Below are 25,851 nucleotides of genomic sequence, written 5' to 3'. Positions count from 1 at the left end.
TTTAAGTAGCTCCTTTTATCACTAAAAGGGGCTATTTTTTTGGAGTGATCATGACTGAACTACAAAAACCTCAAGCAGAATATTTAAAAGACTATAAAGCCCCCGATTTTTCAATCGAGCATACTGAGCTGACTTTCGACTTACAGCCATTAACGACTCAAGTAAATGCTTTATTAACGCTTAAACGCGTGGGTGATTCAAATGCCCCCCTGGTATTAGATGGCATTGACTTAACTTTGATCTCTTTATCGATTGACGGTGCAGAGCTCACAGATTATAAAATTATAAATCAGCAATTAATCATTAATAATCTGCCTGATGAATGTCAGTTAAGCATAGTGACGCAAACTTCACCGCAAACAAACACATCACTTGAGGGATTGTACTTATCGGGAGGCGCTTATTGTACTCAATGTGAAGCGCAAGGGTTTAGAAAAATAACCTACTACATGGATCGTCCTGATGTACTTTCAACTTTTGATGTCACTATTATTGCCGATACGGCATTTCCGCATTTGCTCTCTAATGGTAACCAAGTGGACAGTGGTGAAACGCAAGATGGACGCCATTTTGTAAAATGGCAAGATCCGTTCAAAAAGCCGAGTTATTTGTTTGCTCTAGTGGCAGGGGACTTTGATGTTTTACACGATAAATACACTACCCGCAGTGGTAAGGATGTCACCCTAGCGTTATTTGTCGATAAAGGAAACTTACCTAAAACAGAGCATGCTATGACGTCGCTTAAAAAAGCGATGGCTTGGGATGAGTCACGTTTTAATTTAGAGTATGACCTTGATATTTATATGATTGTTGCCGTTGATTTCTTCAATATGGGAGCAATGGAAAATAAAGGGTTAAACATTTTCAACAGCAAATGCGTGCTGGCAAATCAAGAAACGGCAACCGATAAAGATTACCACACCATTGAGTCTATTGTTGGCCACGAGTACTTTCATAACTGGACCGGAAATCGTGTAACTTGTCGTGATTGGTTTCAGCTGTCTTTAAAAGAAGGTTTAACGGTATTTAGAGATCAAGAGTTTAGCAGTGATTTAGGCTCTCGTGCGCTAAATAGAATTGACGCGGTAAAAGTGATGCGCACTCATCAATTTAGCGAAGATGCCGGCCCAATGGCACACCCAATACGCCCAGAAAAAGTCATCGAAATGAATAACTTTTACACCGTTACAGTGTATGACAAAGGGGCTGAAGTTATTCGTATGATGCATACATTGTTGGGTGAGGAAAATTTTCAAAAAGGCATGACACTGTATTTTCAGCGTCATGATGGCCAAGCGGTTACCTGCGATGATTTTGTTGCGGCAATGAGTGATGCATCATCAATTGATTTATCACAATTTAAGCGTTGGTATAATCAGTGTGGGACACCACGTTTAAACGTTACCAAAGCGTATGATGAAAGTGCACAAATCTTCACGCTCACTATAGAGCAACTTGCGCCATTGAATCAGCCTGATAATGCGATGTTACATATTCCTTTTGCGATTGAACTTTTAGATCAGCAAGGCCAAAGTATTGCATTGCGATACCAAGGTAAAAAGGTTGATAGCGTATTAAATGTTACTCAAGCTAAACAAACATTTCATTTTGATAATATTGAACACAGTCCAACCGCCGTATTGCTAGAAGATTTTTCAGCACCGTGTATTTTGAATCAACAGATCACTGAAGCTGATTTATTACATATTATGCGTTTTGCACGCAGTGACTTTTCACGCTGGGATGCACAACAACAATTGTTTATTAATGCACTCAAGGCAAACGTTATTTCAGCTAGTAATGCACCACTAAGCGATGCCGTTATTGATGCACTTAGGGTGCTAATATCGCAACGAGAGGGTGATTTAGCGTTGATTGCTGAACTCTTAAAACTGCCTAGTTTTGATACTTTAGCTGCGGAGTTTGACGTTATTCCGGTTGATGACATTATTGCCAATATTGAGCTATTCGAAAAACAAATTGCCAAACAACTACATACTGAGTTTTTAAGTTGTTATCAGGCAATCACCGATGATGGTAGTGTGAGTGCCAAAGCGGTGGCTATTCGCGCTTTAAAACAACTTTGCTTGCACTATTTAGCAAAAACAGACAGTGCTGAGGCGGCAAGCTTAATTGAGCAGGCAGCAGCATCAACAAATATGACTAATGTGCTTGGCGCTTTGAGCAGTGTAGTTAAAGCTGCGCACCCATTATCAAATCAATTACTTGCGCATTTTGACAGCCAATGGCGCCATGATGTGCTAGTAATGGATAAATGGTTTGCTTTACAAGCAATGAATAGCGCTGATGATGCCATTGAGAAAATTAAGGCCTTGTATACACATCCATGTTTTGATTTTTCAAATCCGAATCGAGTTCGTGCATTAGTGGGGAGTTTTTCGCACTTTAATACCGCACAATTTCATCGCTTAGATGGTCAAGGTTATACATTACTTGGCGATTTATTAATTAAGCTTAATGCGATTAACCCGCAAAATGCATCACGTATGTTAACGCCGTTTATGTCATGGCGCCGCTATGATGAAACCCGTGCAATTGCAATGAAAGCGCAATTAGAGCGCCTTTCGAATTTAGAAGGTTTAAGCGATGATTTATTTGAAAAGGTTGAAAAAGCTTTACAATAAATCATGATAGAACATTATTTTTATATAAATTTGAGCTATAACGAGTGCATGGATTATTACCATGGCCGGTATAGCTCAATTCAAGTAACAGCTGATAGCGGCAAAACAATTCGTTTTGCTGCGCATTATCTTCGGCCCTTCATGTCTAGTTTAGGTATTCGTGGTCGGTTTAGACTTATTTTAAGTAATGAAAACAAGTTCATCCGTCTCGAACGAGTAGCCTAGCTGTTGTTTTTTGTGATATAGATATACACAAATATTGCCTTTTTGTTAATTTCGATTTGTTCTATTGTTAATTTACGTGTATAAATTATCTGGTATGACGTCTTACCAATACGTAAACGTTAAACAAATAAAAAACTTATAACTGATTGAAGGCGACCATTTGTAATTTGTTTAATTCGCTTCTATCGTTACGATTACACTAAAAACAATAACTTGATCACACAAAAAATACCCGCGACAGGGGGGAACCAAAATGATAAGAAGATCGCTTTTTGTTGAAAATAAAATAGTACTCGGCTTAACAGCTGCGGCTATCGGTTTATCAGCAGCACATACACAGGCTGCAACATTTGAGGTAGGCGGTTTTGATATCGCTTTCGACTCTACTTTTTCTTATGGGCAAAGTATTCGCGTAGAAGACCGTGACTTTAACCTCATTGGTAAAAGTAATAACCCATCATTTGATTGGACAGGTTATAACCCAGCAATCAATACAATTTATTCATCTCAAGATGTCTGGGCTCAACCGGGCTCTTACTCAAATAATGGTGATGCAGGCGATTTAAACTTTGATAGCGGCGAAACTTTTTCAAAGCTATTAAAAGGCACGCATGACCTATCAATAAGTAAAGATAACTACGGCTTATTTACTCGTTTTATGTATTTTTATGATTTTGAATTAATGGACGGCGATCGTGCCTACGTTAATCCAACATCTGGTCAGGGTGTAGATCCGTGTGATGATGATGATACTAAAGAGCAAAGCTGTGCTGACATTCGCTTACTTGATGCGTATGTGTGGGCAAACTTTGATTTAAATGAAGGCAAAAACCCGCTTTCTATTCGAGTTGGTCAACAAGTGGTTAACTGGGGGGAAAGTACATTAATCTCTCATGGTATTAACGTAAACCCGGTTGATATTGACCGATTAAAAGCACCTGGTGCTGAACTAAAAGAAGCGTTTATTCCGGTTGGTATGTTGTGGGCCTCATTAGGGCTTACAGAAAACATGACCTTAGAGGGCTTTTATCAGTATCAATGGCATGAAACACGTTTACCTGCAGCAGGGACTTATTTTTCTACCAATGATTTTGCGGCTGAAAACGGTTATCAACAAAATGTACAGCTTGGTTTTACCTCAAATCCTGATATTGACTTAGCGTTTTTAACAGATAACTTGAATAACCTGATGGCAACTTATGGCCAAGTGGCTGCGAGCCAAGGTATTGACCCTTCAAGTGCAGCTGGACAACAATTACTGGCCAATATGTACTTAGCGTACCCAACTAAGGTTGCCCTTAAAGGTAAAGGTTATGATGGAAAAACAGAGCCTGATGATGGCGGTCAATATGGTCTGCGCTTAGGTATGTTTTTACCAGAGTGGAACGATACAGAAGTGGCACTTTATCATGTAAATTATCACAGCCGCCGTCCACTTATTTCGGGCCGCGTATCTAATTTCACGCAAGCATCATTGCAACAAGATTTAGCGATGATTGCCACCACTGAAATTACCTCTGATAACGTCTCTGACTTAAAAGCATTTGCTAAAGCGACAAACGAATACCCTGAAGATATTAAACTATATGGTTTGAGTTTTAATACCTCGCTGGGTGAAACCGCGTTTGCAGGTGAATTCACTTTCCGTGAAGACGAACCACTGCAAATCGATGACGTAGAATTACTTTATGCAGCTATGCCTGAGCAATTAGCGATTGCCGGCTTACGCCCTGAATTTGCGGGTATTTCGCAAATGAGTAAAGGTGATGCTGCAAGTGTTGTAGGTCCAGGCGAGCTGGCTAAAGGTTACATTGAACGTAATACTTCACAGCTACAGTTTACGGCAACGCATTTATTCGGCCCTTCATTAGGTGCTGATAGCTGGGCAGTTGTCGGTGAAATTGGTGGTGTTCGCATCAACAATATGCCTGAATACGATGAAATGCGTTTAAATGTTTCTGGTACTGGTCGAAGCGGTATTATGCAAGGCCCAGGTAGTTCAGACTATTCTGCATTGCATATGGCTTTATCAAATGGTCCTGAACAAAAATCGTTTGCTACGGCGTCGTCTTGGGGTTATCGCTTAATTGCCAAAGGTGATTACTTTAATATTTACAATGGTATTAACTTCTCACCTCGTTTTGTGTTCTCGCATGATGTTAATGGTAATACGCCTGATCCAATGTTCTTATTCATTGAAGATCGTAAGTCACTAGGTGCTACTATGAGCTTTAATTACCAAAATGCATGGTCTTTAGATGTAAGTTACAACTCATTTTGGGGTGGTGGCGACACCAACACTTTCTCTGACCGAGATTACGTTTCTTTTAACTTAAAATATTCTATCTAGGGGTAACATTATTATGATTAAAAAACCTACCCTCATTGCTACAGCGTTTTGTAGTTTGTTTGCAAGTCACACAGCACTGGCTAAAATTAGTCCAGAAGAAGCTGCGCGTCTTGGTAAAGACCTAAGCCCAATTGGGGCAGAAAAAGCAGCTAATGCAGATGGTTCAATCCCAGCGTGGAACGGTGGTATTACTGCTGCACCAGCAGGTTATGAGCCAGGTATGCACCACTTAGACCCTTACGCAACTGATGAAGTATTGTTTACTATAGATAAAAGCAATATTGATAAGTACAAAGAAAATTTAAGCCCAGGGCAAATAGCATTATTTGAAGCGTACCCAGATACGTTTAAAATGCCTATTTACAAAACACGTCGTTCAGCGTCATACCCACAGTTTGTATACGATGCGACAAAGAAATTTGCTACTACAGCTGAATTAGTTGAAGGTGGTAACGGGATTAAGAACACAGCAATTGGTATTCCATTTCCAATTCCTAAAACAGGTTTAGAAGCAATTTGGAACCATTTACTTCGCTATCGTGGTCAATCAATTGAGCGCTTCGGTGGTCAAGCAGCGCCAACAGCATCGGGGTCGTACAACTATGTTGGCTTTGATGAGCAACTCTTAGTTAAATATTCTGATCCAAGTGCAACGCCGGCTGAACTACAAGACTCTAATATTTTGTTTAAGTTTAAACAGCAAGTGACAGAGCCAGCACGTTTAGCAGGTACGGCATTGTTAGTACATGAAACCATGGATCAAATATTAACACCACGTCAAGCGTGGACGTATAATTCAGGTCAGCGTCGTGTTCGTCGTGCACCTAATGTAGCGTATGATGCTCCGGGTACAGCAGCAGATAGCTTACGTACTACCGATGATTTTGACATGTTTAACGGCTCACCAAATCGTTATAACTGGACGCTAAAAGGCAAGCAAGAGCTTTACATCCCATACAATAGCTACAAGCTTCACAGCGATAAGCTAACCTATGATGATATTTTAAAGCCGGGCCACATCAACCCAGAGCATACACGTTATGAAAAGCACCGTGTGTGGGTTGTTGAAGCGAACTTAAAAGATGACACACGCCATATTTATAAAAAACGTGTGTTCTATATTGATGAAGACAGCTGGCAAGTACATGTTACCGATATTTACGATAATCGCGACCAACTGTATCGTGTAGCAATGGCTTATGGCCTTAACTACTACGAAGTACCGACTCAGTGGAGTACGCTTGAGGTTTACCACGACCTTAACTCACGTCGCTACTTAGCCATTGGTTTAGATAACCAAGAAAAGATGTATGATTTTTCTCAGTCATTTAATGATAATGAGTTCACATCGAGCGCTTTACGTCGCGCTGGCAGATAGTATAAAAGCAGGCACCTAGTTTCCTAGGTGCCTTTCTTCTTTCACATCGCGTTTGTCTATTAACGCACAGGTTTTCCTCTTTATAACAGACAAACAAATCCTCAGTTCAAGGCGAATTTAATTTATGAAGTATTTGGTTTATGCCAGCCTGATCCTAAGCGGTGCGAGTTTTGCACAAGACGCACCTTTAAGTGCGATTAGCGCGATTAATGCAGATAAAGCACTCCTTACCGATATCACACAAACCTCAGCAGGGCTCATTGCTGTGGGTAAGCACGGTACGGTCATTAAAAGTGTTGATGGTAACAATTGGCAACAAGCACAATCAGTGCCTACACAAGTATTACTAACGGCGGTTGAATTTACTAATGATTCTCACGGCTGGGCATGTGGACATGACGCCACAATTATAAATACCACCGACGGTGGTGAAAACTGGCAGTTACAACAAGCAAAGCCCTCACTTGATAAACCCTGTTTAGATATTTATTTTAAAGACGATTTACATGGTTATGCCGTGGGCGCCTACGGTATGTTTTATCAAACCAGTGATGGCGGCGAACATTGGCAAAAACGTTTTTTAGATTCACTGTTATTTAGTGAAGATAGAGCGTACTTAAACGATTTAAAACAAACCGATCCCGAAGGGTATGAAATAGAAACTTCGTCTATTTTGCCACATTTTAACCGCATAGAACCGACTAGCACGGGTTTAATGCTGGTCGGTGAGATGGGCTTAATGGCAAAAAGTGATGACGATGGCCAAACTTGGCAACGTTTAGATGAAATTTACCCTGGCTCGTTTTTTGGTTTTGCTTCTGATTCATCGCAACAAATCGTCGCAGGGCTACGCGGTAATATTTTCGTAAATAAAACCGACAGTGGACAATGGCAGCATTTAGAAAATGACAAAACCGCCACTATTAATAGCATTATCAACTACAACAATAAACAATGGCTATTACTGGCTAATAGCGGTGTTATTTTTCATCTAAAAGATGATGAGTTGTCATACGAGCAATTGGCCGATGGTAAGGCAATACTTGATGGTGTAATTGTTAAAGATAGACTTATTCTGGCGACAGAAAATGGCATTAAAGTGAAGGAGTTGACCCCTTAATGCAAGCAATTTTAGATTTTTTAGAAAAAGCGATTTTTAGACACCGCTTAGTGGTGCTCATAAGTTTTGTGTTGATCACCTGTTTATTGGTTTTTAAAGCAACACAGATTCAACTTGATGCGTCATTTAATAAAAATATTCCGCTCAATCATGAATACATGAAGGTATACACTAAACATGAGAAACAGTTTGGTGGTGCAAATAGTATTTTAATTTCCGTATGTGACGACAGCGGAGATATTTTCAATCCTGAATTTTTTACCCAATTAAAAGCAGTGCACGATCAGCTTTATTTTATTCCTGGGGTAAATCGTCCTTTAGTAAATTCTATCTTTTCACCCAGTGCCCGTTTTGTTGAAGTCGTTGAAGACGGTTTTGCCGGTGGCCCTATCATTCCAGCTAACTTTAAAGCAGACAAGCAAGGGTTAGGCGTTGTAAAAGAAAACATTGAAAAGGCAAAAGTAGTTGGTCGTATGATAGCAAGCGATTATTCGTGTGCCATGGTCACCGCCCAACTGTTAGAGACTGATCCGCAAACACAAGAAAAATTAGACACTCTCGCTTTTGCAAAAAAATTAGAAACCGAAATTCGTGAACCCTTAAGTACTGATAATATCAGTATTCATATTATCGGTTTTGCAAAAATGGCTGGCGATATCGCTGAAGGTGCAAAAGGGGTTGTTTTATTTTTTGCCATCGCGATTGCGTTTACATTCGTCATGGTATGGCTATTTTGTGGCAGCTTGAAACTCACTATTTTACCGATTGTGTGTTCTATTATTGCCGTTATTTGGCAGTTAGGATTGCTTTCTAGCTTAGGCTTCGGTCTTGATCCTATGTCTATCTTAGTGCCATTTTTAGTCTTCGCTATTGGCGTAAGTCACGGTGTGCAGATGATCAACGCCATTGGTAAAAAAGTCACTGAGGGCAAAACGACCGCCGTATGTTGTCAATCTAGCTTTAGAGCTTTGCTGGTACCAGGTGGGATTGCGTTGTTATCAGATACGGTTGGCTTTTTAACACTTTTAACTATAGATATCGGCATCATTCGTGAACTGGCTATTACAGCAAGTTTAGGGGTGGCTGTTATTATATTTACTAATCTTATTTTATTGCCTGTATGGGCATCGTATATGCGTTTTGAAAACAGCATCCATATTCAATCGGGTGATGCCAACAAACCGAATATACTCGATGCAATGCGCGATTTATTAGTTAAAGCAACCGAGCCTAAAACAGCAAAAATGATCATAGGTTTTACCTTGGTTTTATTTGCACTGGGCTATTGGCAAGCGGATAAAATGCGAATCGGTGATTTACACGCAGGTGCGCCATCGTTGCACCAAGATGCACGTTACAACCAAGATACCTTTTTAATATCGGACAAATACACCATTTCGTCTGATATTTTAAAAGTGATTGTGGAAGCATACCCTGCGGCCTGTACAGAGCACGATGTAATGGAACGTATATCGCGTTTTCAATATAAAGTTGAAAACTTAGCAGGTGTGCAGTCAGCAGTGAGCTTAAGTTCAGTGGCACAATCAGTCAATGCCGGTTACAACGAGGGCAATTTAAAGTGGCAAAGTTTGCCGCGCAATTCTGCCAGCTTAGTGCAATCAACGTCACGTGTGGAAACAAGCACAGGGTTATTAAACGGTGATTGCTCGGTAATGCCGGTGATTATTTTTTTAGACGATCACAAAGCACAAACAATTGATAACGTGATTGCAAAAGTAAAACAATTTGCTGATGAAGAGGGCACAGACAAGCTTGCTTTCAAATTGGCATCAGGGCCAGTTGGTGTTATGGCTGCAACGAATGAATCTGTTTCAGCAGCACAAATACCCATGATGCTCTATGTTTACGGTGCGGTTATTATTTTATGCTTACTTAGTTTTAAGAGTGTAAAAGCAACAATTGCGGTGGTATTACCCTTGTACATAGTATCAACCCTTGCACAAGCACTGATGGTACAGCTTGAGATTGGTCTGACTGTTTCAACGTTACCAGTGATTGCTCTGGGTGTAGGTATTGGTGTTGATTACGGTATTTATATTTTGTCATCGATGATGGGGCAGTTAAAACAAAACGTACCATTGAGTATTGCTTATCGTAATGCATTAGTTGAACGTGGTAGTGCGGTGTTATTTACCGGTATTACATTAGCGATTGGTGTAAGTACGTGGATTTTTTCTGATTTGAAGTTCCAAGTTGATATGGGAATTCTGCTTACCTTCATGTTTTTAGTAAATATGTTGGGCGCAGTGTTACTTTTACCTGCAATTGGCAGCTTGCTCTGGACTGACCAGAAAAAATAAGGTGAATAAATTTGCTCCAAAATGGCCAGTAATGGCCATTTATATCTATATTTTGTGAATAGATGACCAAATAGCTGAAATGCTTAAAATGTTTTCATCGAAAAGGCTGTTTATTAGTTTCAAAAGGGTTAGAATTTAACTGACTCCACGCTAATAAATGGCTGTACAAATACTCTGCTAAACTAGCAGTGATAGATTAAGGAACATACAATGACACGAAATGAAGGCCAAGCCTCGGTTATTTTAGATAACGTCTGTAAGCTTATCCAGAAAAAAGTTCGCGCTGATAATGTGTTACTCGTTGAGAAATTCGCCAAAGCCTTGTACAGCAATATGTCTAAAGAGGATTTGGCAAATCGCAACGACAGTGACTTATATGGTGCTGCACTTAGCCTTTGGAATTCGCTAGAAAAAAATACATCAGATGACGCAGTTATTCGCGTTTTCAACCCTGAAGTGGCAAAAGATGGCTGGCAGTCATCGCATACCATTGTAGAGATCATTGCTAAAGATATGCCATTTTTAGTTGACTCTGTGCGTATGGCCATGACACGAGAAAACATTGCCTCTCACTTACTTCTACATAGCCCACTGAAAATTCAACGTGATAAAAACGATAAAATATCAGGGTTATCAAGCTTAAAAGCAGAGCAAGAATCAACATCAACAAAAACAGTATTCTTCATAGAAATTGACCGTCAAACAGATGCTACTGTTATTGAGTCTTTCAAAAAAGAACTTGAATCTGTACTCGTTGATGTATCGGTTGCGGTTGAAGATTGGCAGCCTATTCGCGAAAAACTAATCGCAGTTAGCAAAAGCTTACCTAAAAGCCACAAAGATAAAAATGATAACGAAATAAATGAAACCGTTGAGTTCTTAGATTGGCTAGTAAAAGACAACTTTACATTAATGGGTTACCGCCAATATGAGCTTTCGCCAGTCCAAGGTGATTATCAATTAAAAGGTAAAATGGATACCAGCTTAGGGTTAATGAAAAACTCAGATGCTGAGCATACACGTTTGCTTTCTGAGTTACCTGAAGTGGCTCGTCAAGAAGCACGTAGTAGTAACTTATTAATTTTAACAAAAACCAATTCATTATCTCGAGTTCATCGCCCAGCCTATATTGATTATGTGGGTGTTAAGCGTTTTGATGACAAAGGTAATGTGATTGGTGAAGACCGTTTTATAGGTTTATTCTCATCTAACTTTTATAATAACAGCGCTGCTGATGTCCCAGTTCTTAAAAGCAAGATTAATCGCATTATGGATATGTGTGATTTTGCTAAGGGTACACATGCATACAAAGCGGTATTAAACATCTTAGAAACCTACCCACGTGACGAATTAGTGCAAGCTCGCGAACATGAGCTACTTGAAGTTGCTATGGGCGTGTTACAAATTCAAGAACGCGATATGTGTCGTTTATTTGTTCGCAAAGATGCATACGGTCGCTTCCTATCTTGTATGGTGTATGTACCACGTGAACGTTATAACACGGCGCTGCGCCGCGAAACGCAGGCTATTTTAGCAAATGCATTTAATTCTGACGTTAAAGTCGAATTTACTACCTATTTCTCAGAGTCAACACTGGCGCGTACTCATTACACCGTTCGTGTGACCGATAACAATATTGAATATAACGTGAAAGACATAGAAAATAATCTAATAGAAGCCGCTCGTACCTGGGAAGATAAACTCCAATCAGCCTTACTAGAATCTGCTGGTGAAGCACGTGGTAACGAATTAAACCGTAAATACTGCAACGCTTTTGCACGTTCATACAAAGAAGAAGTACTTCCAAGTGCCGCTGTTGTTGATATTGAAAAGCTAGAAATGCTAAACGATGACAACAAACTTGAGATGTTGTTTTATCGTCCACAAGAAGAGGCGAGCAGCAATATTGTTCGTTTAAGCTTATTCCACAAAGATGAGCCAATTCACTTATCAGATGTGATGCCAATGCTGGAAAACTTTGGTTTACGTGTTGTAGGTGAAACACCTTACTCAGTTAAAACCAGTGATGGTGGCATTAATTGGATCATGGACTTCTCAATGCTGATTGATAGCAAAGGGATGGCCGATTTTGATAAAATTTCCGCACGTTTTCGTGCCGCACTAACCAGTGTGTGGGCAAATCGTTTAGAAAACGATGGTTTTAACCGTTTAGTGTTAATGGGTGGGTTAACCGGTCGCGAAGCATCAATTTTACGTGCGTACGCTAAATACATGCGCCAAATTGGGGTTACTTTCTCGCAAACGTACATCGAAAGTACCTTTGCTAATTACCCACACATCGCGGCTAAAATCGTTAATTTATTTGCTAAAAAATTCTCAGTTAAAAGTCCTGCAAGTGCTAAAACACTTGAAAAACTAGGCTTAGAAATTTATGCAGAGTTAGAAAACGTAGCGAATCTTGATGATGACCGTATTATCCGTTTATACGTTGATATGATTGTTGCAACGCTGCGTACAAACTACTTCCAAAAAGATGCTGAAGGTAAGTTTAAGTCATACATTTCACTTAAAATTCAACCAAGTTTAATTCCAGAAGTACCACTGCCTGTGCCTGCGTTTGAGATTTTCGTTTACTCGCCGCGTGTTGAAGGTGTGCATTTACGCTTTGGTAAAGTTGCGCGTGGTGGCCTACGTTGGTCAGACCGTCGTGAAGACTTCCGTACTGAAGTTTTGGGCTTGGTAAAAGCGCAGCAGGTTAAAAACACCGTAATTGTACCGGTTGGTTCAAAAGGTGGCTTTGTATGTAAACAACTGCCTAGTGAGCGCGAAGCGTTTATCAAAGAAGGCCAAGAATGTTACAAAATCTTCATTCGTGGCTTATTAGATATCACAGATAATATTGAGCGCGGCGAAGTTGTACCTGCTGTTGATGTTACTCGTCATGATGAAGACGATGCATACCTAGTGGTTGCAGCGGACAAAGGAACTGCGACTTTCTCTGATATTGCGAACGGTATCGCAATCGAATATAACTTCTGGCTAGGTGATGCGTTTGCATCAGGTGGTTCAGTAGGTTACGACCATAAGAAAATGGGTATTACTGCGCGTGGTGCATGGGAGTCTGTTAAGCGTCATTTCCGTGAAATGGATATTAACTGTCAAACCACAGACTTTACTGCCGTTGCCATTGGTGACATGGCCGGTGATGTATTTGGTAATGGTATGTTGTTATCAAAGCACATTCGTTTGCAAGTGGCGTTTAACCACTTACATATTTTTGTGGATCCAAACCCTAATGCAGCTGCTTCTTACCCAGAGCGCGAGCGTTTATTTAATTTGCCACGTTCATCATGGGAAGATTACAACAAAGAGTTAATTTCAAGCGGCGGTGGTGTGTTCTCTCGTGCAGCCAAGTCGATTACGCTAAGCCCAGAAATGAAAAAAATGTTGGGCACTAAAAAAGCCAGCATGACGCCTAATGAATTGATCAAAGCCTCACTTATGATGGAGTTTGATTTATTGTGGAATGGCGGTATTGGTACATACATTAAGCACTCTAAAGAAACAGATGCGGATGTAGGGGACCGTGCAAACGATGCACTGCGCATTAATGGTAAAGACCTTGGCGCTAAAGTCTTTGGCGAAGGCGGTAACTTAGGGGCAACCCAGTTAGGTCGTATTGAATTTGCAGCTAAAGGTGGCCGTGTTAATACTGACTTTATCGATAACGTAGGCGGTGTTGCGTGTTCAGATAACGAAGTAAACATTAAAATCTTACTTAATGGTTTAGTTGCCGAAGGTGATTTAACACGTAAGCAACGTGATGAGTTACTTTACTCAATGACCGACGAAGTATCTGAATTAGTGCTTAAAGACTGTTATCGTCAAACACACACTTTATCGATTACCCAATCAAAAGGGACTTCAACGCTTAAAGAAAAAATTCGTTTTATTCATGCGCTTGAAAAAGAGGGCAAATTAGACCGTACGATTGAGTTTATTCCGACGGATGAGGAGTTAGCAGAGCGTGCTGCCGCAGGCAGAGATTTAACACGTCCTGAGCTTTCAGTGTTGGTCTCTTATGCGAAAATGGTTCTTAAAGAGTCATTAGTAACCGACGAAATTACCGAAAACCCTTACTATCGTCAGTTATTGGTTAAATCATTCCCACGTCCATTACGTGAGAAGTTTAACGATGCTATGAATAATCACCCACTACGCAAAGAGATCATTGCCACTAAGTTAGCAAATAATATTGTTAACGATATGGGCTTAAACTTTATGGTGCGTATGAATGAAGAAACAGGTGCAAACGAAGCTGAGATTGCATTATGTTATTCAATCGCAAGTGAAATATTCCAAATGCGTGACACTTGGTTATCGATTAGTGATTTAGATAACAAGATACCGTCTAACGTACAAACAGAAATGTTGTACCAGTTACGTCGTACTGTTCGTCGTGCAACTCGTTGGTTCTTACGTCATCGTACGAAAGCACAAACCATTGAGCAATCAATTGAAGCATTTGCACCAACGTTTGCCGATTTAAGTGAAAACTTAACTAAATACATCGTGAAAACAGAAAGCGATCGTATAGAAAGTGCACGTGAAGAGCTAACGCAAAGCGGTGTTCCGGTTGAGATTGCTCAGCGTATTGTATCGTTATCAAGCTTGTTCTCTGTAATGGACTTGACACAAATTGCGCAAAACTCTAATCGTAAAATCGATATGGTATCGCACACTTACTTCAAACTTGGTGCGCAAATGGGGCTACATTGGTTCTTAGACCAAATTACTAATCAACCTGTTTCAAACCATTGGCAAGCACTTGCGCGTGCTTCATATCGTGAAGAGTTAGATTGGCAACAACGTACATTATCTGAAGTAGTGTTAAACAGCTTTGAAGGTGATAGTAGTGATGTTGATGGCCAAATTGAACAGTGGATGGATAGCCAAGATCTGTTGTTACAGCGCTGGAAACAAATGCTAACTGAATTTAAAACATCGCAAAGTCATGACTTTGCAAAATTCTCAGTTGCACTTAGAGAGCTTATGTTACTAGGCCACAACTGTGATACCTCTGCAAAGTAATAAACTGCAACTGATTAAAATTAATCGTTAAACAGTTTTTTGTTATATAATACCTCAGCCTTGTCTGAGGTATTTTTTTGTCTACAACTTTAAGAGGATTATATTCATGTTTTACGATTTAGCTCGCCGTTTTATGTTTACCCGTGATGCGGAGTGGGCCCATGATTTTGCTCTTAATAACTTACGTCGCTTTGCTAATACACCGTTAAGTGCCGCGTGGTCACAAAGCGTGGCAAATAAGCCTGTGAACTTTTTAGGCCTCGAATTTAAAAATCCCGTAGGGCTTGCCGCTGGTCTTGATAAAAATGCCGAGTGTATTGATGCATTCGCCCAAATGGGGTTTGGTTTTGTCGAAGTAGGCACAGTAACACCGCGTCCACAAGCAGGTAACGATAAGCCTCGTATGTTTAGATTGCCACAGTCGAATGCAATTATTAATCGCATGGGCTTTAATAATAAAGGCGTTGATAATCTAGTAAATAACGTAAAAGCAGCAAAGTATGATGGCATTTTAGGTATTAATATTGGTAAAAATAAAGATACGCTGAATGAACAAGGCAAAGATGATTACATTCACTGTATGCGAAAAGTGTTTGAGTATGCATCTTACATAACCGTCAATATTTCATCGCCGAATACACCAGGATTGCGTGACTTACAATATGGCGCAGCATTAGATGACCTATTGCAAAGTTTAAAAAATGAGCAGTTAGATTTAATTGCCAAGCATAATAAAAATGTACCTATGCTGGTTAAAATTGCGCCAGACTTAGATCCTATTCGAATTGAACAAGTGAGCGAATCACTATTAACGAATAAAATTGATGGTGTGATTGCCACAAATACCACCCTTGAGCGTAGCCTAGTGCAAGGTCAGCAGTATGCTGATGAAGCAGGAGGGTTATCGGGTGCTCCGGTTAGAGAGCGTTCAACTCATATTGTTTCTGAACTAAAACGTTTAACTAATAATCAATTACCTATCATTGGTGTAGGCGGTATTGATGACGTTCAATCGGCTAAAGAGAAGATGAACGCAGGGGCTGATTTGATTCAAGTTTACACTGGATTTATTTATAAAGGACCACAATTGGTCAAGTCGATCATTAACGACTTATAAGGATCAGTTATGTAAGCTTTTGATCGTTCGATAAATGTTCTAAAAAGACGTTTTAAAAATGGTCAAAAGCAGCTATACTCTAAGCTTATTGTCTTATTTTATTTTTTTAAGTACTAAGTAGGGAGGAGCAAATGTTACAAGCGTCAAAGCAATGGCAGTGGATAGCGTGTGCTGAAAAAAACCGCTTACTGCTTGATTTAAATGACGATATGCAACTATGCACCCCTTATAAACTAAGGCAATTAACAGATTGCACCTTTAAAAACCCTTACTTTAGTTTAGAAGACGCCGCTTTTTATGAGCAGGTATATTATTACCTCGAGCAGTTTAACTTATGGAGTCCTGCGCAATTATGTCAAATAGCGCTCAATGCCACCGCGGTTAAGTTTCAATTAAAGCCCGTTTTAGCTAAGAGTTGGTTTTTTAAACCCTACACGGGTACAACACCTAGTACTGAAGCCGTTATCAACTTGAGCTCTGAATCTCAAACTGGCGAGTTTTTAATTGTGGAGCATTGCCCTGATGCTTCTGTGTGTATTAATTTAAGCGAAACCTTTGCGCTTGACGATAATTTATCACTCTCACAGTTTGAAGTGATCCGCGTATTAAACAACCGTGTTCACCCGCTTATTATCTCACAGTACGATAGTCAAACCGCTTAATCTAATTTAGTTTTCCCACCGTGTTTATGGCGTATTTGTACGCAAACCTATGTTATAATCCCGCGCAATTAGCTATTAAGGGTTTTTACTTTGCAATTTATCGCACTTACTTCTATCGGAATCGAAAATTTATTGGTTGATGAACTTACAGAGCTTGGCGCTACGGTGTCAAAACAAACTGTGGGTTCTGTTCGCTTTGAGGCTGACTCATTGCTAGCGCAAAAGGTGTGTTTATCAACACGCTTTGCTACGCGTGTACTTATGCTTATTGAAGAAAAAGAAGGCGTAAATGACAAAGACAGCTTGTATAAATTTGCACGCTTACAACCTTGGCAAGAGTGGTTTGGGCCTACGCAAACCTTTGCAGTTGACTTTAATGGCACAAACGACTCGCTTAAAAATACACAGTTTTCAGGCTTAGTGATTAAAGATGCGATTGTTGATTATTTTAATGATCTGTATGAACAGCGCCCAAATGTTGATAAGCAAGATGCGAATGTACGAGTGGTTGCACGTTTAAATCGCCATGGTGTTTCACTTTATATTGATTACTCTGGCCCGCGTTTATCAGAGCGTGGTTACCGTCAAGGTCAAGGTAAAGCACCAATTAAAGAACATTTAGCTGCAGCAATTATTAAGCGTAGTGGCTGGCTTGAAAATGTTAATCAGCCTTTATTTGATCCCTGTTGTGGTGCGGGTACTATTTTAATTGAAGCCGCTGGAATGGCGCGTAATGAAGCGCCAGGTCTATTTCGTGAAGGATTTGCGTTTGAGCGTTTACCTAGCTTTAGAGTGGCAAAATTCAAAGAACTTAAAGAGCAGCTTTTAGCAAATATTACCGACCCTAAATTGTGGTTGATTGGCCATGATTACGATGCAAATGTCCTTGATAAAGCCATTGCAAATGCGCAGCGCGCAGAACTTGATACGGTAATTAAGTTTAAACAAAGCGATGCAACTAAATTGACTGCGGTTGCTAAATTGCCGGGTGTTGTTATTTCTAATTTACCTTACGGTGAGCGAATTGGCTCTATGGCTGAGCTGGTTAACTTACATCGCAGTTTAGGTGTTGGCTTTAAAAAACACTTCAACCACTGGAAACTAGCTTTATTAGGCATGGATGAAAGCTTGTTTAAACTGCTTAAATTGGTGAAGCAAAAACGTTATAAATTTAAAAATGGCCCACTTGATGTTGAATTAAACTTGTATCAACTTGATGACAAGCAAGTGAGTCTTACCACGGATGACAAACCGGCTTTAAACTTTGAAGGTTCAATGGCCTTTGCTAATCGCTTGAAAAAGAATAAGCAAGGCTTAAAAAATTGGCTTAAGCAAAATCAAGTACATGCCTATCGCGTGTATGATGCAGATATTCCTGAATATAACGTTGCGGTTGATATTTATGGAGATTCAGCGGTTATTTTTGAATACGCAGCACCAAAAGAAATTGATGAAAAGACCTCAGAGAAACGCTTGCAAGATGTTATTAGCTTAACAGCGCAACAATTGGATATTTCACCTGAAAACATTGCGGTAAAAGTACGTAAAAAGCAAAAAGGTGAAGAACAATATACCCCCATGGCTAAGCAAAACAGAACTATGGTGGTAGAGGAGTTTGGTGCTAAGTTTAAAGTTAACTTATTTGATTACTTAGACACCGGACTATTTTTAGATCACCGTCTTGCACGTCGTTACATTCAAGAAAATGCAAAAGATAAGCGCTTTTTAAATCTGTTTGCCTACACGGGAACAGCGTCGGTTCATGCTGCATTAGGCGGTGCAAAAGCGATTACTACCGTTGATTTATCAAAAACCTACCTAAAATGGGGGCAAGATAACTTTGCACTTAACGATATTAGCAATACGCGTTATCGGTTTGAGCAAGCCGACTGTTTAAAATGGCTAGAGCATGCACAAGGCCAATACGACTTGATCTTTTTAGACCCTCCAACATTCTCTAACTCTAAGCGAATGAAAGATGCGTTTGATGTACAAAATGATCACATTAAGCTGTTAACTTGGGTTAAAAAAATATTGAGCCCATCGGGTACGCTTATATTTTCTAACAATAAACGCGGCTTTGTGATGGACGAAGTAGGGTTAATGGGCTTAGGCTTAAAAGCGGAAAATATTTCAGAAAAAACCTTATCTCCCGATTTTAAACGTAATAAAAAAATTCATAATAGCTGGTTAATTAAACATGGCTAAGTGGGTTTTATATCACACAGACGGTTGCCACTTGTGTGAGCAAGCAGAGCAACTGTTAAAACCGTTACTTTCATCAGCTGATGAATTACAACTTATTGATATTATGAGCGATGACTCCTTAATTTTAGAGTATCAAATCAGTATTCCGGTTTTAAAAAATCAACAAGGCCAGCAATTGTTTTGGCCGTTTACTGCACCTCAGGCGCAGCAGTTTTTAGCGCAAGCAGAATAAGAGTAAAGATTAATTATGGATTTAATTAGAATTTCAAAAGCACAATTAGCCTACGGTACGCACCCATTATTAGATAATGCCGATGCGGTTATAGAAAGCGGTGAACGTGTGTGTATTGTAGGGCGTAACGGTGCAGGAAAATCAACGCTTCTAAAAGTCTTAGATGGCCAAGTAATACTCGATGACGGCGAAATAAACCAAGTCGGTAGTTTAAAAATATCGCGTTTAGAACAAGATCCGCCTAAAGGCGCAAGCGGCACTGTATTTGATTATGTTGCCCAAGGTATGCCTGAAATTGCTAACTTACTGATTGATTTTCATCATGTAAGTACACAATTGCAATCAGATTGTACTGATCAGTTACTCAATAAATTAGAGCGCTTATCAAATAAGTTAGAAGCAGCTGATGGCTGGCGTTTTGATAGTCGTATTCAACTGGTTTTAACCCAACTAGAATTAACCCCCGATGCAAAACTAGAATCACTTTCTGGTGGTTGGTTACGTAAAGTTGCACTTGCGCGTGCGCTAGTGAGCGAGCCTGATTTATTATTACTCGATGAGCCTACCAACCACTTAGATATGACAAGTGTAATGTGGTTAGAGCAATTTTTAAAAGAGTTTAAAGGTGGGATTGTATTTATATCGCATGACCGTGCTTTTATTCGCGCCGTTGCAACACGTATTTTAGATTTAGATCGCGGTAAACTAATTTCTTATCCAGGTGATTATGCCACTTACTTAGAACAAAAAGCGCATGATTTAAAAGTGGAAGAAACGCAAAATGCATTGTTCGATAAGCGTTTAGCAGAAGAAGAAGCGTGGATCCGCCAAGGTGTTAAAGCGCGTCGTACGCGTAACGAAGGGCGAGTTCGTGAGCTTAAACAATTACGTAATGAGCGTAAAAAACGCGTTGATCAAGTAGGCAAAACCGATTTCAATATTGAAACGGCTGATCGTTCAGGTAAATTAGTGTTTGAAGCAAAACACTTAAACCATGCATTTAAAGATAAAATCATTGCTGATGACTTCTCTACTTTGGTTATGCGTGGTGATCGTATTGGATTAGTCGGCCCTAACGGCATTGGTAAAACGACCTTATTAAAGCTTCTATTTGGTGATTTAAAAGCAGACAGTGGCGAAATAAAGCAAGGTGTTAACTTAGAGTTTGCTTATTTTGATCAGTATCGTGAAAAGCTTGATGAAGAAGCGACCGTTCAGGACAACGTAGCTGAGGGTAAGCAAGAGGTCATGATGGGCGGGCGTTCTCGTCATGTATTAGGTTATTTACAAGACTTTTTGTTCCCGCCAGCACGTGCTCGTACCCCCGTAAAAGCGCTCTCAGGTGGTGAAAAAAATAGATTACTTCTGGCTAAGTTATTTTTAAAGCCATCAAATATATTGGTTCTTGATGAGCCTACCAACGACTTAGACATAGAAACGTTAGAGTTACTAGAAGATATCATCAATCAATACCAAGGTACTGTGCTGATAGTTAGCCATGACCGTGAGTTTATTGATAATACGTGTTCGAGTGTTTGGGCCTTTGAGGGTAACGGCAAGGTAACAGATATCGTTGGCGGCTACAGCGATTATGAAGCCTATACCAACTATTTAGAAGAGCAAGAAAAGAAGCAGCAACAGCCAGTTAAAAAGGTTGAAAAACCAGAGCCGGCACCCGTTAAAAGTAATAACAAAGCAAATAAACTCTCTTACAAATTAAAACTTGAACTAGAGCAACTACCTAATAAAATGGAACAACTTGAAGCTGAGCTTGAAAAACAACAAGAACGAGTAAGTCACGAAGACTTTTTCAAGCAAGACAGTGATGTAACAGCTAAGGAATTGAACCATTTAGCCCAACTCGAGTCTGACCTTGAAGCCGCTTTTGAGCGTTGGGAAGAACTTGAAGAATTAAAGAATCAGTAGTAAGGAATAAAATGAAATATAAATTACTCGCGGCCAGTGTTTTAGCAACACTGAGTACATCGGCATTAAGTGCTACCTATGCGTTAACAGAGTTAGGTAACTTTGAAAACGCAAAACATACTTATGTTACCGATGTGAGTGAAAACGGACATGTCATTGGGCTTGCTAATGGCTTATACAATATCCCAATTGATATTAGTTATATTGATTTTACCGATAGTTTAATTAAGAACGCTTATACTAATGAAGTAAATTCATTTGAACTAAGTGACAAAGAAATTACGTTTACACTTGATGACATCGAAAACAACGACGCTATTTATACCAATGCTGATGCGCATACTTTTATGGTTCGTTTTTTGTCAAACTTATCTGCTAACTTTGAATATCAAAAAATTAGCTCAATTGTTGCTACAAATTACAACAGTGGTGTAATTACAGAGCAATCTTTGTTTGATGTGGCTTCGGTTGATTATGATGGGTTAACGCGATCGACCAGCAATTTTTATAATGCTGTTTCACAGGACGGTACGACCGTAGGTTGGGGCAGTGCACCGTTTGATAAAATCACTTTTACACCAGATGGTGAAACTGAAGAACAAACTTGGTTTACCCGAGAGTTTATAGAACGTGGTATTTTAATTTCTGAAGGCGGTGTCGATGTGCCGCTTGTTCCAGAATTTACTGAACATGGTGGGACGAGTAAAGCGTCTGATATTGTTGCCACTGACACGGGTTACGTTGTTGTTGGTAATGTATCAGTGAGTATCCCTACAGAGAGACAAACCTTAATTGCTGATAATTGTGATGGTCTTGATGAACCTGTAATGACGTGTATTGAATCAATTAATAGTCGTAACACACGTGGTTTATTTAATAAAACAGCGGTTAAGTGGACACTAGACAGTGCCTATAATGTAACCTCAACAGAATTGTTAGGTTTAGCGCTGACACCAAAAGAAGATGAAGACAGTAACCCATTTATTAGTAATGCATTAGCGGTTAATAAAAATGGCGTTGCTGCCGGTTTTTCTAATACCCGTTACTTTGATAGAGATTCCACAATTTTAACGATGCCAGTTTACTTTAAAGATGGTGAAGTAGTTGATTTTATTGAACAAAGAGATGACTGGCAAAGTGGTAAAGCATTTGCTATCAACGATAACGATATTGTTGTAGGTTATGCGACCAAGCGAATAGAAGGAACGCTAAGAAATAAACTTTTTTACCATGATATAAATACAAACACGACCGTGTTTCCTAAAGGTTACTTTATAAGCTCAAGCTCATATGCAAATGACATTAATAATCAAGGTTACATTGTTGGTGAAGGTGAAATTGGTGAATCTGAGAACACCCGCCGTTCAGAAGCCTTCATTTATAAAATTGGCGATGACAAGATCACTAACCTAAATAAATTGCTGCCTTGTTATGACAGTGATGGTGAAACCAGTTTCAGCTATAAAATGGTAGAAGCTAAATCGATTAATGAAAACAACGAAGTATTTGGTGTTGCGACTAAAACAGTTGAAAAACGAAATTCATTGGGCGGAGTTGTTACCGATGTAAATGGTAATATTGAATATGAAAGTGTAGCCGTTGCGGTAAAACTTTCGCCTATCCCTAATGGTGAAGTTGAGAATTGTAAAGCCCCAGATGCTGAATTTTACGAACGCAGTTCAGCGAGTTTTTCTTGGTTTGGTTTATTATTACTACCACTTGTTGGTTTAAGACGTGTATTTAGATTTTAAATGAGCTTAAATCGTTAAAAAGAAGGACTAAAAAACCCAACTTGTTAAGTTGGGTTTTTTTTGTCTATAGTAATGTAAGCATTTAAGGGAAGAGAGGCTAATTATTTCTCATTCCCCATGCCCGCCTTACAGAGCGGCGCCAAATTAGATCTATTCCAAAGTAGCCAATAACACTGGCGATAGAGGCGCATACCAAAGAACCGACTAAGAATGCAGGGCCAATTGTCGTTAAGCTTTCTATAAACCATGCCCAACTGGCTTCGAACGCAAAGTGTTGTTCAGGTTGATTAAGTACTAATGTACCAACAAGGTAGGAGCCGTAAAAAATTGGCGGCATAGTCAGTGGATTAGTGATCCATACTAGCGCAACAGAAATGGGTAAATTAACTCTCAAAATTATCGCTGCGGCAGCCGCGAGCACCATTTGAAAAGGAACAGGGATGAAAGCAAAAAAGAGCCCAACAGCAAAAGCACCTCGTGCCGAACGTCTATTTAAATGCCAAAGGTTAGCATCATGTAAAAGACGGCCAAATATTCTTAGCGATTTGTGATGTCTAATTTTATTTGGATCGGGTAAAAACCGTTGGATCGTTTTTTTAGCCATTTAAAGCAACCATTTACTTCTGTGTGGATGAGTCTTGGGTTTGTTATCGGAGTTGTTGTTACCGTATTTTATTACCAAACCCTTGAATTTACAGTTATCACAATTTCAATCCTCATTGTGAGCACGTATTTTAAGCCGTTTTTAACTGTATTGTTAGGCTTTATTTGCGGTATTTGCTGTGTAGCAGCACATTTTATCTTGTTTTATTCATTTGAATTACCTGATCAGCACGAAAAATATGCTTATTCAGTCAATGCTGTTGTCGAAGAGGTTATTTCTTCAACACCTCCACAATACGTAAAAGTAAAAATAACCCGTTTGGAAGATAGCGAATATAGTCAGTTTAGAGCACCTAAAGCCTTATTAAGTATTAATTCAACACAACCTATTCAGCCAGGTGATGCTTTTACTGCTCAAGTTAGGTTAAAAAATTTTAGGGGGATTAAAAATTTTACTGTGTTCGACAGTCAACTCTATGCCTTTACACAAAAAATAGCGTTTAAAGGCACAGTATTAAATAAGCAGTTAGCGATTTACAACCGCCAACAAAATAATCATATCGCGGCTTATCGGACTTATGTCAAAAAGCTCGTAAGTAGTGCTGAACTTAATTGGTTATATTACGTGCTCTTAACCGGAGACAAGTCGTTAATGACCTTTGAGCATAAACAATTAATGCAAAGTCTTGGGTTAAGTCATTTACTGGCTATTTCTGGATTGCATATCTCTTTGGTTTTCGGCTTTTGTTATTTTGCAGTGCGCTGTTTTCTTAAGTTGATTAAGCCTGAACTAAATCAATCATTAAATATTACTATGTTTTATAGCGCTGCTGGCTTTGTTGCCGCTTTTATTTATGTTTACTTGAGTGATTTTATTATTTCGGCAACCCGCGCCTTAATTATGTTGGGTTGTTATTTGTTGCTTTATTATTTAGCGAAGCAATCGCTTAGATGGCGAAGTATTTTATATGCGTTGGTTATTATTCTAGCAGTTAATCCATTTAGTTTGCTTAATCCTGGCCTGTATTTTTCTTTTTTAGCGGTATGTATTATTTTTATGGTTTTAAAACAGTTTCCGCTGCTAGGTCATACATTGTTAGCCAATATTCGCACTCTTTTTGTTATTCAACTGGGATTATTTATTGGCTTATTACCGCTGTCATTATATTTTTTTAATGGCGTGAGTTTAGCAGGTTTAGTTTTAAATCTTGTCGCTATTCCCATTTTATCTTTTGTATTAATGCCTGCTTTATTTTTAAGTGTGTTGCTAGGGTTATTAACCGACTGGCATGCGTTTATTGTGTTATATGATTTTCCACTGACCTATATTTATCAAATGTTGCTGGCAATACCGCAGCACATACGTTGGCTTAATGTTGGTCAGGTAAGTATAACCACTGTGGTGCTGCTTTATAGTGTCGTTCCTTTACTTTACTTTATTAAGCTTCGCGTACTAGCGTGTATTCCGCTTTTGACTTTACTGTCTAATTATTATTTTACGCAATCTAGCCTTTGGCAGTTGAACGTATTTGATGTAGGCCATGGCCTAATGGTGTTGATAAAAAAAGACAAACATGCGTTTATTTATGATTTTGGCCCGAGTTACTTTAATCGCTTTAGTCGTGTGCCTAGTGTATTGCTACCCTATATTGACGCCCATAATTTAACGGTAAGTACCGCGATTGTTAGTCATCAAGATAACGATCATGCCGGAGGTGTTGCGCATTTTAAAGCGGCCGGTTATGCATGGAGTTTTGATTATTTTCATCCAAATGGTGTATATAACGACTGTGTAGCAACAACACTCGATTTTAATGGGTTGAGTATTCAAACCTTTGCTAAAGAGGAATTTAATAATAGTAATGATAATTCCTGTATCGTTAAAATCTCAGCGGCAAACTATAGTGTGCTACTTAGCGGTGACATATCAAAAACGCGAGAGTCACAATTAATTAAAAAGAAAGATGATTTACAAAGTACCGTTTTGATAAGCCCACATCACGGCAGTGACAGCTCCTCGAGTGATGAGTTTATTAAGGCAGTAAACCCAACGATTGTGATTCATTCAAGTGCCTATCAAGGTCAGTGGCAATTTCCAAGTAAAGCGGTAGTTGAGCGTTACAATAAAATAAACGCCAAACAATATAGTACCGGTGATGTAGGACAAGTTAGGGTTGATTTTTATACTAAGCACCTTGAGCTTACTACAGCGAGGGCGCAGGAAAGTTATTGGTTTATCAAAGATTGACGTTTTGTTTTGC

The 25,851-nt window shown here is 39.3% G+C and carries 15 protein-coding genes; 14 read left to right on the top strand and 1 reads right to left on the bottom strand.

Going from position 1 to position 25,851, the window contains the following annotated elements; all coding sequences use genetic code 11:
• Positions 1 to 50: 50 nt before the first annotated feature.
• The 13 genes from pepN (at position 51) to CWC30_RS10140 (ending at position 22,987) form a co-directional block, all read left to right on the top strand.
• Positions 51 to 2,645 (top strand): aminopeptidase N, encoded by a 2,595-nt coding sequence (pepN, locus tag CWC30_RS10200; RefSeq protein WP_138627029.1) that lies wholly within the window; start codon positions 51 to 53, stop codon positions 2,643 to 2,645.
• Between the two features lie 3 nt (positions 2,646 to 2,648).
• A complete protein-coding gene (locus CWC30_RS10195) occupies positions 2,649 to 2,870 on the top strand; it encodes a DUF2835 family protein (RefSeq protein ID WP_016900377.1) in 222 nt (73 codons plus the stop codon).
• Between the two features lie 253 nt (positions 2,871 to 3,123).
• The gene (locus CWC30_RS10190) at positions 3,124 to 5,220 is read left to right on the top strand and encodes a DUF1302 domain-containing protein (RefSeq protein ID WP_138627028.1); all 2,097 of its coding nucleotides are present in this window, start codon (positions 3,124 to 3,126) and stop codon (positions 5,218 to 5,220) included.
• Positions 5,221 to 5,233: 13 nt separating this feature from the next.
• Positions 5,234 to 6,598, top strand: a complete 1,365-nt coding sequence (locus CWC30_RS10185) for a DUF1329 domain-containing protein (protein ID WP_008112052.1) — start codon at positions 5,234 to 5,236, stop codon at positions 6,596 to 6,598.
• A 124-nt stretch (positions 6,599 to 6,722) separates the two neighbouring features.
• Positions 6,723 to 7,718, top strand: coding sequence for a WD40/YVTN/BNR-like repeat-containing protein (locus CWC30_RS10180; protein ID WP_013465032.1), 996 nt, complete (start codon positions 6,723 to 6,725; stop codon positions 7,716 to 7,718).
• Positions 7,718 to 10,039 carry an efflux RND transporter permease subunit gene (locus CWC30_RS10175; protein ID WP_138627027.1) on the top strand — a complete coding sequence of 774 codons (2,322 nt, stop codon included), beginning with the start codon at positions 7,718 to 7,720 and terminating at the stop codon, positions 10,037 to 10,039. The genes CWC30_RS10180 and CWC30_RS10175 overlap by 1 nt, the downstream gene beginning before the upstream one ends.
• A 210-nt stretch (positions 10,040 to 10,249) precedes the next feature.
• Complete coding sequence (locus tag CWC30_RS10170) at positions 10,250 to 15,091, top strand: NAD-glutamate dehydrogenase (protein ID WP_013465030.1); 4,842 nt, start codon at positions 10,250 to 10,252, stop codon at positions 15,089 to 15,091.
• Positions 15,092 to 15,197: 106 nt separating this feature from the next.
• Positions 15,198 to 16,208 (top strand): quinone-dependent dihydroorotate dehydrogenase, encoded by a 1,011-nt coding sequence (gene pyrD / locus CWC30_RS10165; RefSeq protein ID WP_138627026.1) that lies wholly within the window; start codon positions 15,198 to 15,200, stop codon positions 16,206 to 16,208.
• Positions 16,209 to 16,339: 131 nt separating this feature from the next.
• The gene (locus CWC30_RS10160) at positions 16,340 to 16,870 is read left to right on the top strand and encodes a cell division protein ZapC (protein WP_138627025.1); all 531 of its coding nucleotides are present in this window, start codon (positions 16,340 to 16,342) and stop codon (positions 16,868 to 16,870) included.
• Positions 16,871 to 16,960: 90 nt separating this feature from the next.
• A complete protein-coding gene (rlmKL, locus tag CWC30_RS10155; RefSeq protein ID WP_036982576.1) occupies positions 16,961 to 19,078 on the top strand; it encodes a bifunctional 23S rRNA (guanine(2069)-N(7))-methyltransferase RlmK/23S rRNA (guanine(2445)-N(2))-methyltransferase RlmL in 2,118 nt (705 codons plus the stop codon).
• Positions 19,071 to 19,310, top strand: a complete 240-nt coding sequence (locus CWC30_RS10150) for a glutaredoxin family protein (RefSeq protein WP_016900376.1) — start codon at positions 19,071 to 19,073, stop codon at positions 19,308 to 19,310. The genes rlmKL and CWC30_RS10150 overlap by 8 nt, the downstream gene beginning before the upstream one ends.
• A gap of 15 nt (positions 19,311 to 19,325) precedes the next feature.
• The gene (gene uup / locus CWC30_RS10145) at positions 19,326 to 21,236 is read left to right on the top strand and encodes an ATP-binding cassette ATPase Uup (RefSeq protein WP_138627024.1); all 1,911 of its coding nucleotides are present in this window, start codon (positions 19,326 to 19,328) and stop codon (positions 21,234 to 21,236) included.
• Positions 21,237 to 21,247: 11 nt separating this feature from the next.
• Positions 21,248 to 22,987: a DUF3466 family protein gene (locus CWC30_RS10140; RefSeq protein WP_138627023.1), complete on the top strand. Its 1,740-nt coding sequence runs from the start codon at positions 21,248 to 21,250 to the stop codon at positions 22,985 to 22,987.
• 97 nt (positions 22,988 to 23,084) lie between these two features.
• Here the strand turns inward: CWC30_RS10140 and CWC30_RS10135 are convergent, their stop codons facing one another.
• On the bottom strand, positions 23,085 to 23,591 hold the full coding sequence (locus tag CWC30_RS10135; RefSeq protein ID WP_013465022.1) for a DUF2062 domain-containing protein: 507 nt from the start codon (positions 23,589 to 23,591) through the stop codon (positions 23,085 to 23,087).
• On the opposite strand from CWC30_RS10135, the gene CWC30_RS10130 reads away from it, so the two are divergent.
• Complete coding sequence (locus CWC30_RS10130; protein WP_138627022.1) at positions 23,571 to 25,838, top strand: DNA internalization-related competence protein ComEC/Rec2; 2,268 nt, start codon at positions 23,571 to 23,573, stop codon at positions 25,836 to 25,838. The genes CWC30_RS10135 and CWC30_RS10130 overlap by 21 nt on opposite strands.
• The last annotated feature ends 13 nt before the right edge of the window (positions 25,839 to 25,851 follow it).

The sequence above is a fragment of the Pseudoalteromonas sp. S4741 genome, assembly GCF_005886135.1.
GTDB classification, from domain to species: domain Bacteria; phylum Pseudomonadota; class Gammaproteobacteria; order Enterobacterales; family Alteromonadaceae; genus Pseudoalteromonas; species Pseudoalteromonas tetraodonis.
The sequence above is the reverse complement of the archived record's forward strand: the minus strand, read 5'-3'. Positions and strand labels throughout refer to the sequence as shown.

Excerpts from the sequence above, each read along its gene's own strand:
- pepN (WP_138627029.1), top strand. The coding sequence starts at position 51 with ATGACTGAACTACAAAAACCTCAAGCAGAATATTTAAAAGACTATAAA.
- CWC30_RS10195 (WP_016900377.1), top strand. The coding sequence starts at position 2,649 with ATGATAGAACATTATTTTTATATAAATTTGAGCTATAACGAGTGCATG.
- CWC30_RS10190 (WP_138627028.1), top strand. The coding sequence starts at position 3,124 with ATGATAAGAAGATCGCTTTTTGTTGAAAATAAAATAGTACTCGGCTTA.
- CWC30_RS10185 (WP_008112052.1), top strand. The coding sequence starts at position 5,234 with ATGATTAAAAAACCTACCCTCATTGCTACAGCGTTTTGTAGTTTGTTT.
- CWC30_RS10180 (WP_013465032.1), top strand. The coding sequence starts at position 6,723 with ATGAAGTATTTGGTTTATGCCAGCCTGATCCTAAGCGGTGCGAGTTTT.
- CWC30_RS10175 (WP_138627027.1), top strand. The coding sequence starts at position 7,718 with ATGCAAGCAATTTTAGATTTTTTAGAAAAAGCGATTTTTAGACACCGC.
- CWC30_RS10170 (WP_013465030.1), top strand. The coding sequence starts at position 10,250 with ATGACACGAAATGAAGGCCAAGCCTCGGTTATTTTAGATAACGTCTGT.
- pyrD (WP_138627026.1), top strand. The coding sequence starts at position 15,198 with ATGTTTTACGATTTAGCTCGCCGTTTTATGTTTACCCGTGATGCGGAG.
- CWC30_RS10160 (WP_138627025.1), top strand. The coding sequence starts at position 16,340 with ATGTTACAAGCGTCAAAGCAATGGCAGTGGATAGCGTGTGCTGAAAAA.
- CWC30_RS10150 (WP_016900376.1), top strand. The coding sequence starts at position 19,071 with ATGGCTAAGTGGGTTTTATATCACACAGACGGTTGCCACTTGTGTGAG.
- uup (WP_138627024.1), top strand. The coding sequence starts at position 19,326 with ATGGATTTAATTAGAATTTCAAAAGCACAATTAGCCTACGGTACGCAC.
- CWC30_RS10140 (WP_138627023.1), top strand. The coding sequence starts at position 21,248 with ATGAAATATAAATTACTCGCGGCCAGTGTTTTAGCAACACTGAGTACA.
- CWC30_RS10135 (WP_013465022.1), bottom strand. The coding sequence starts at position 23,591 with ATGGCTAAAAAAACGATCCAACGGTTTTTACCCGATCCAAATAAAATT.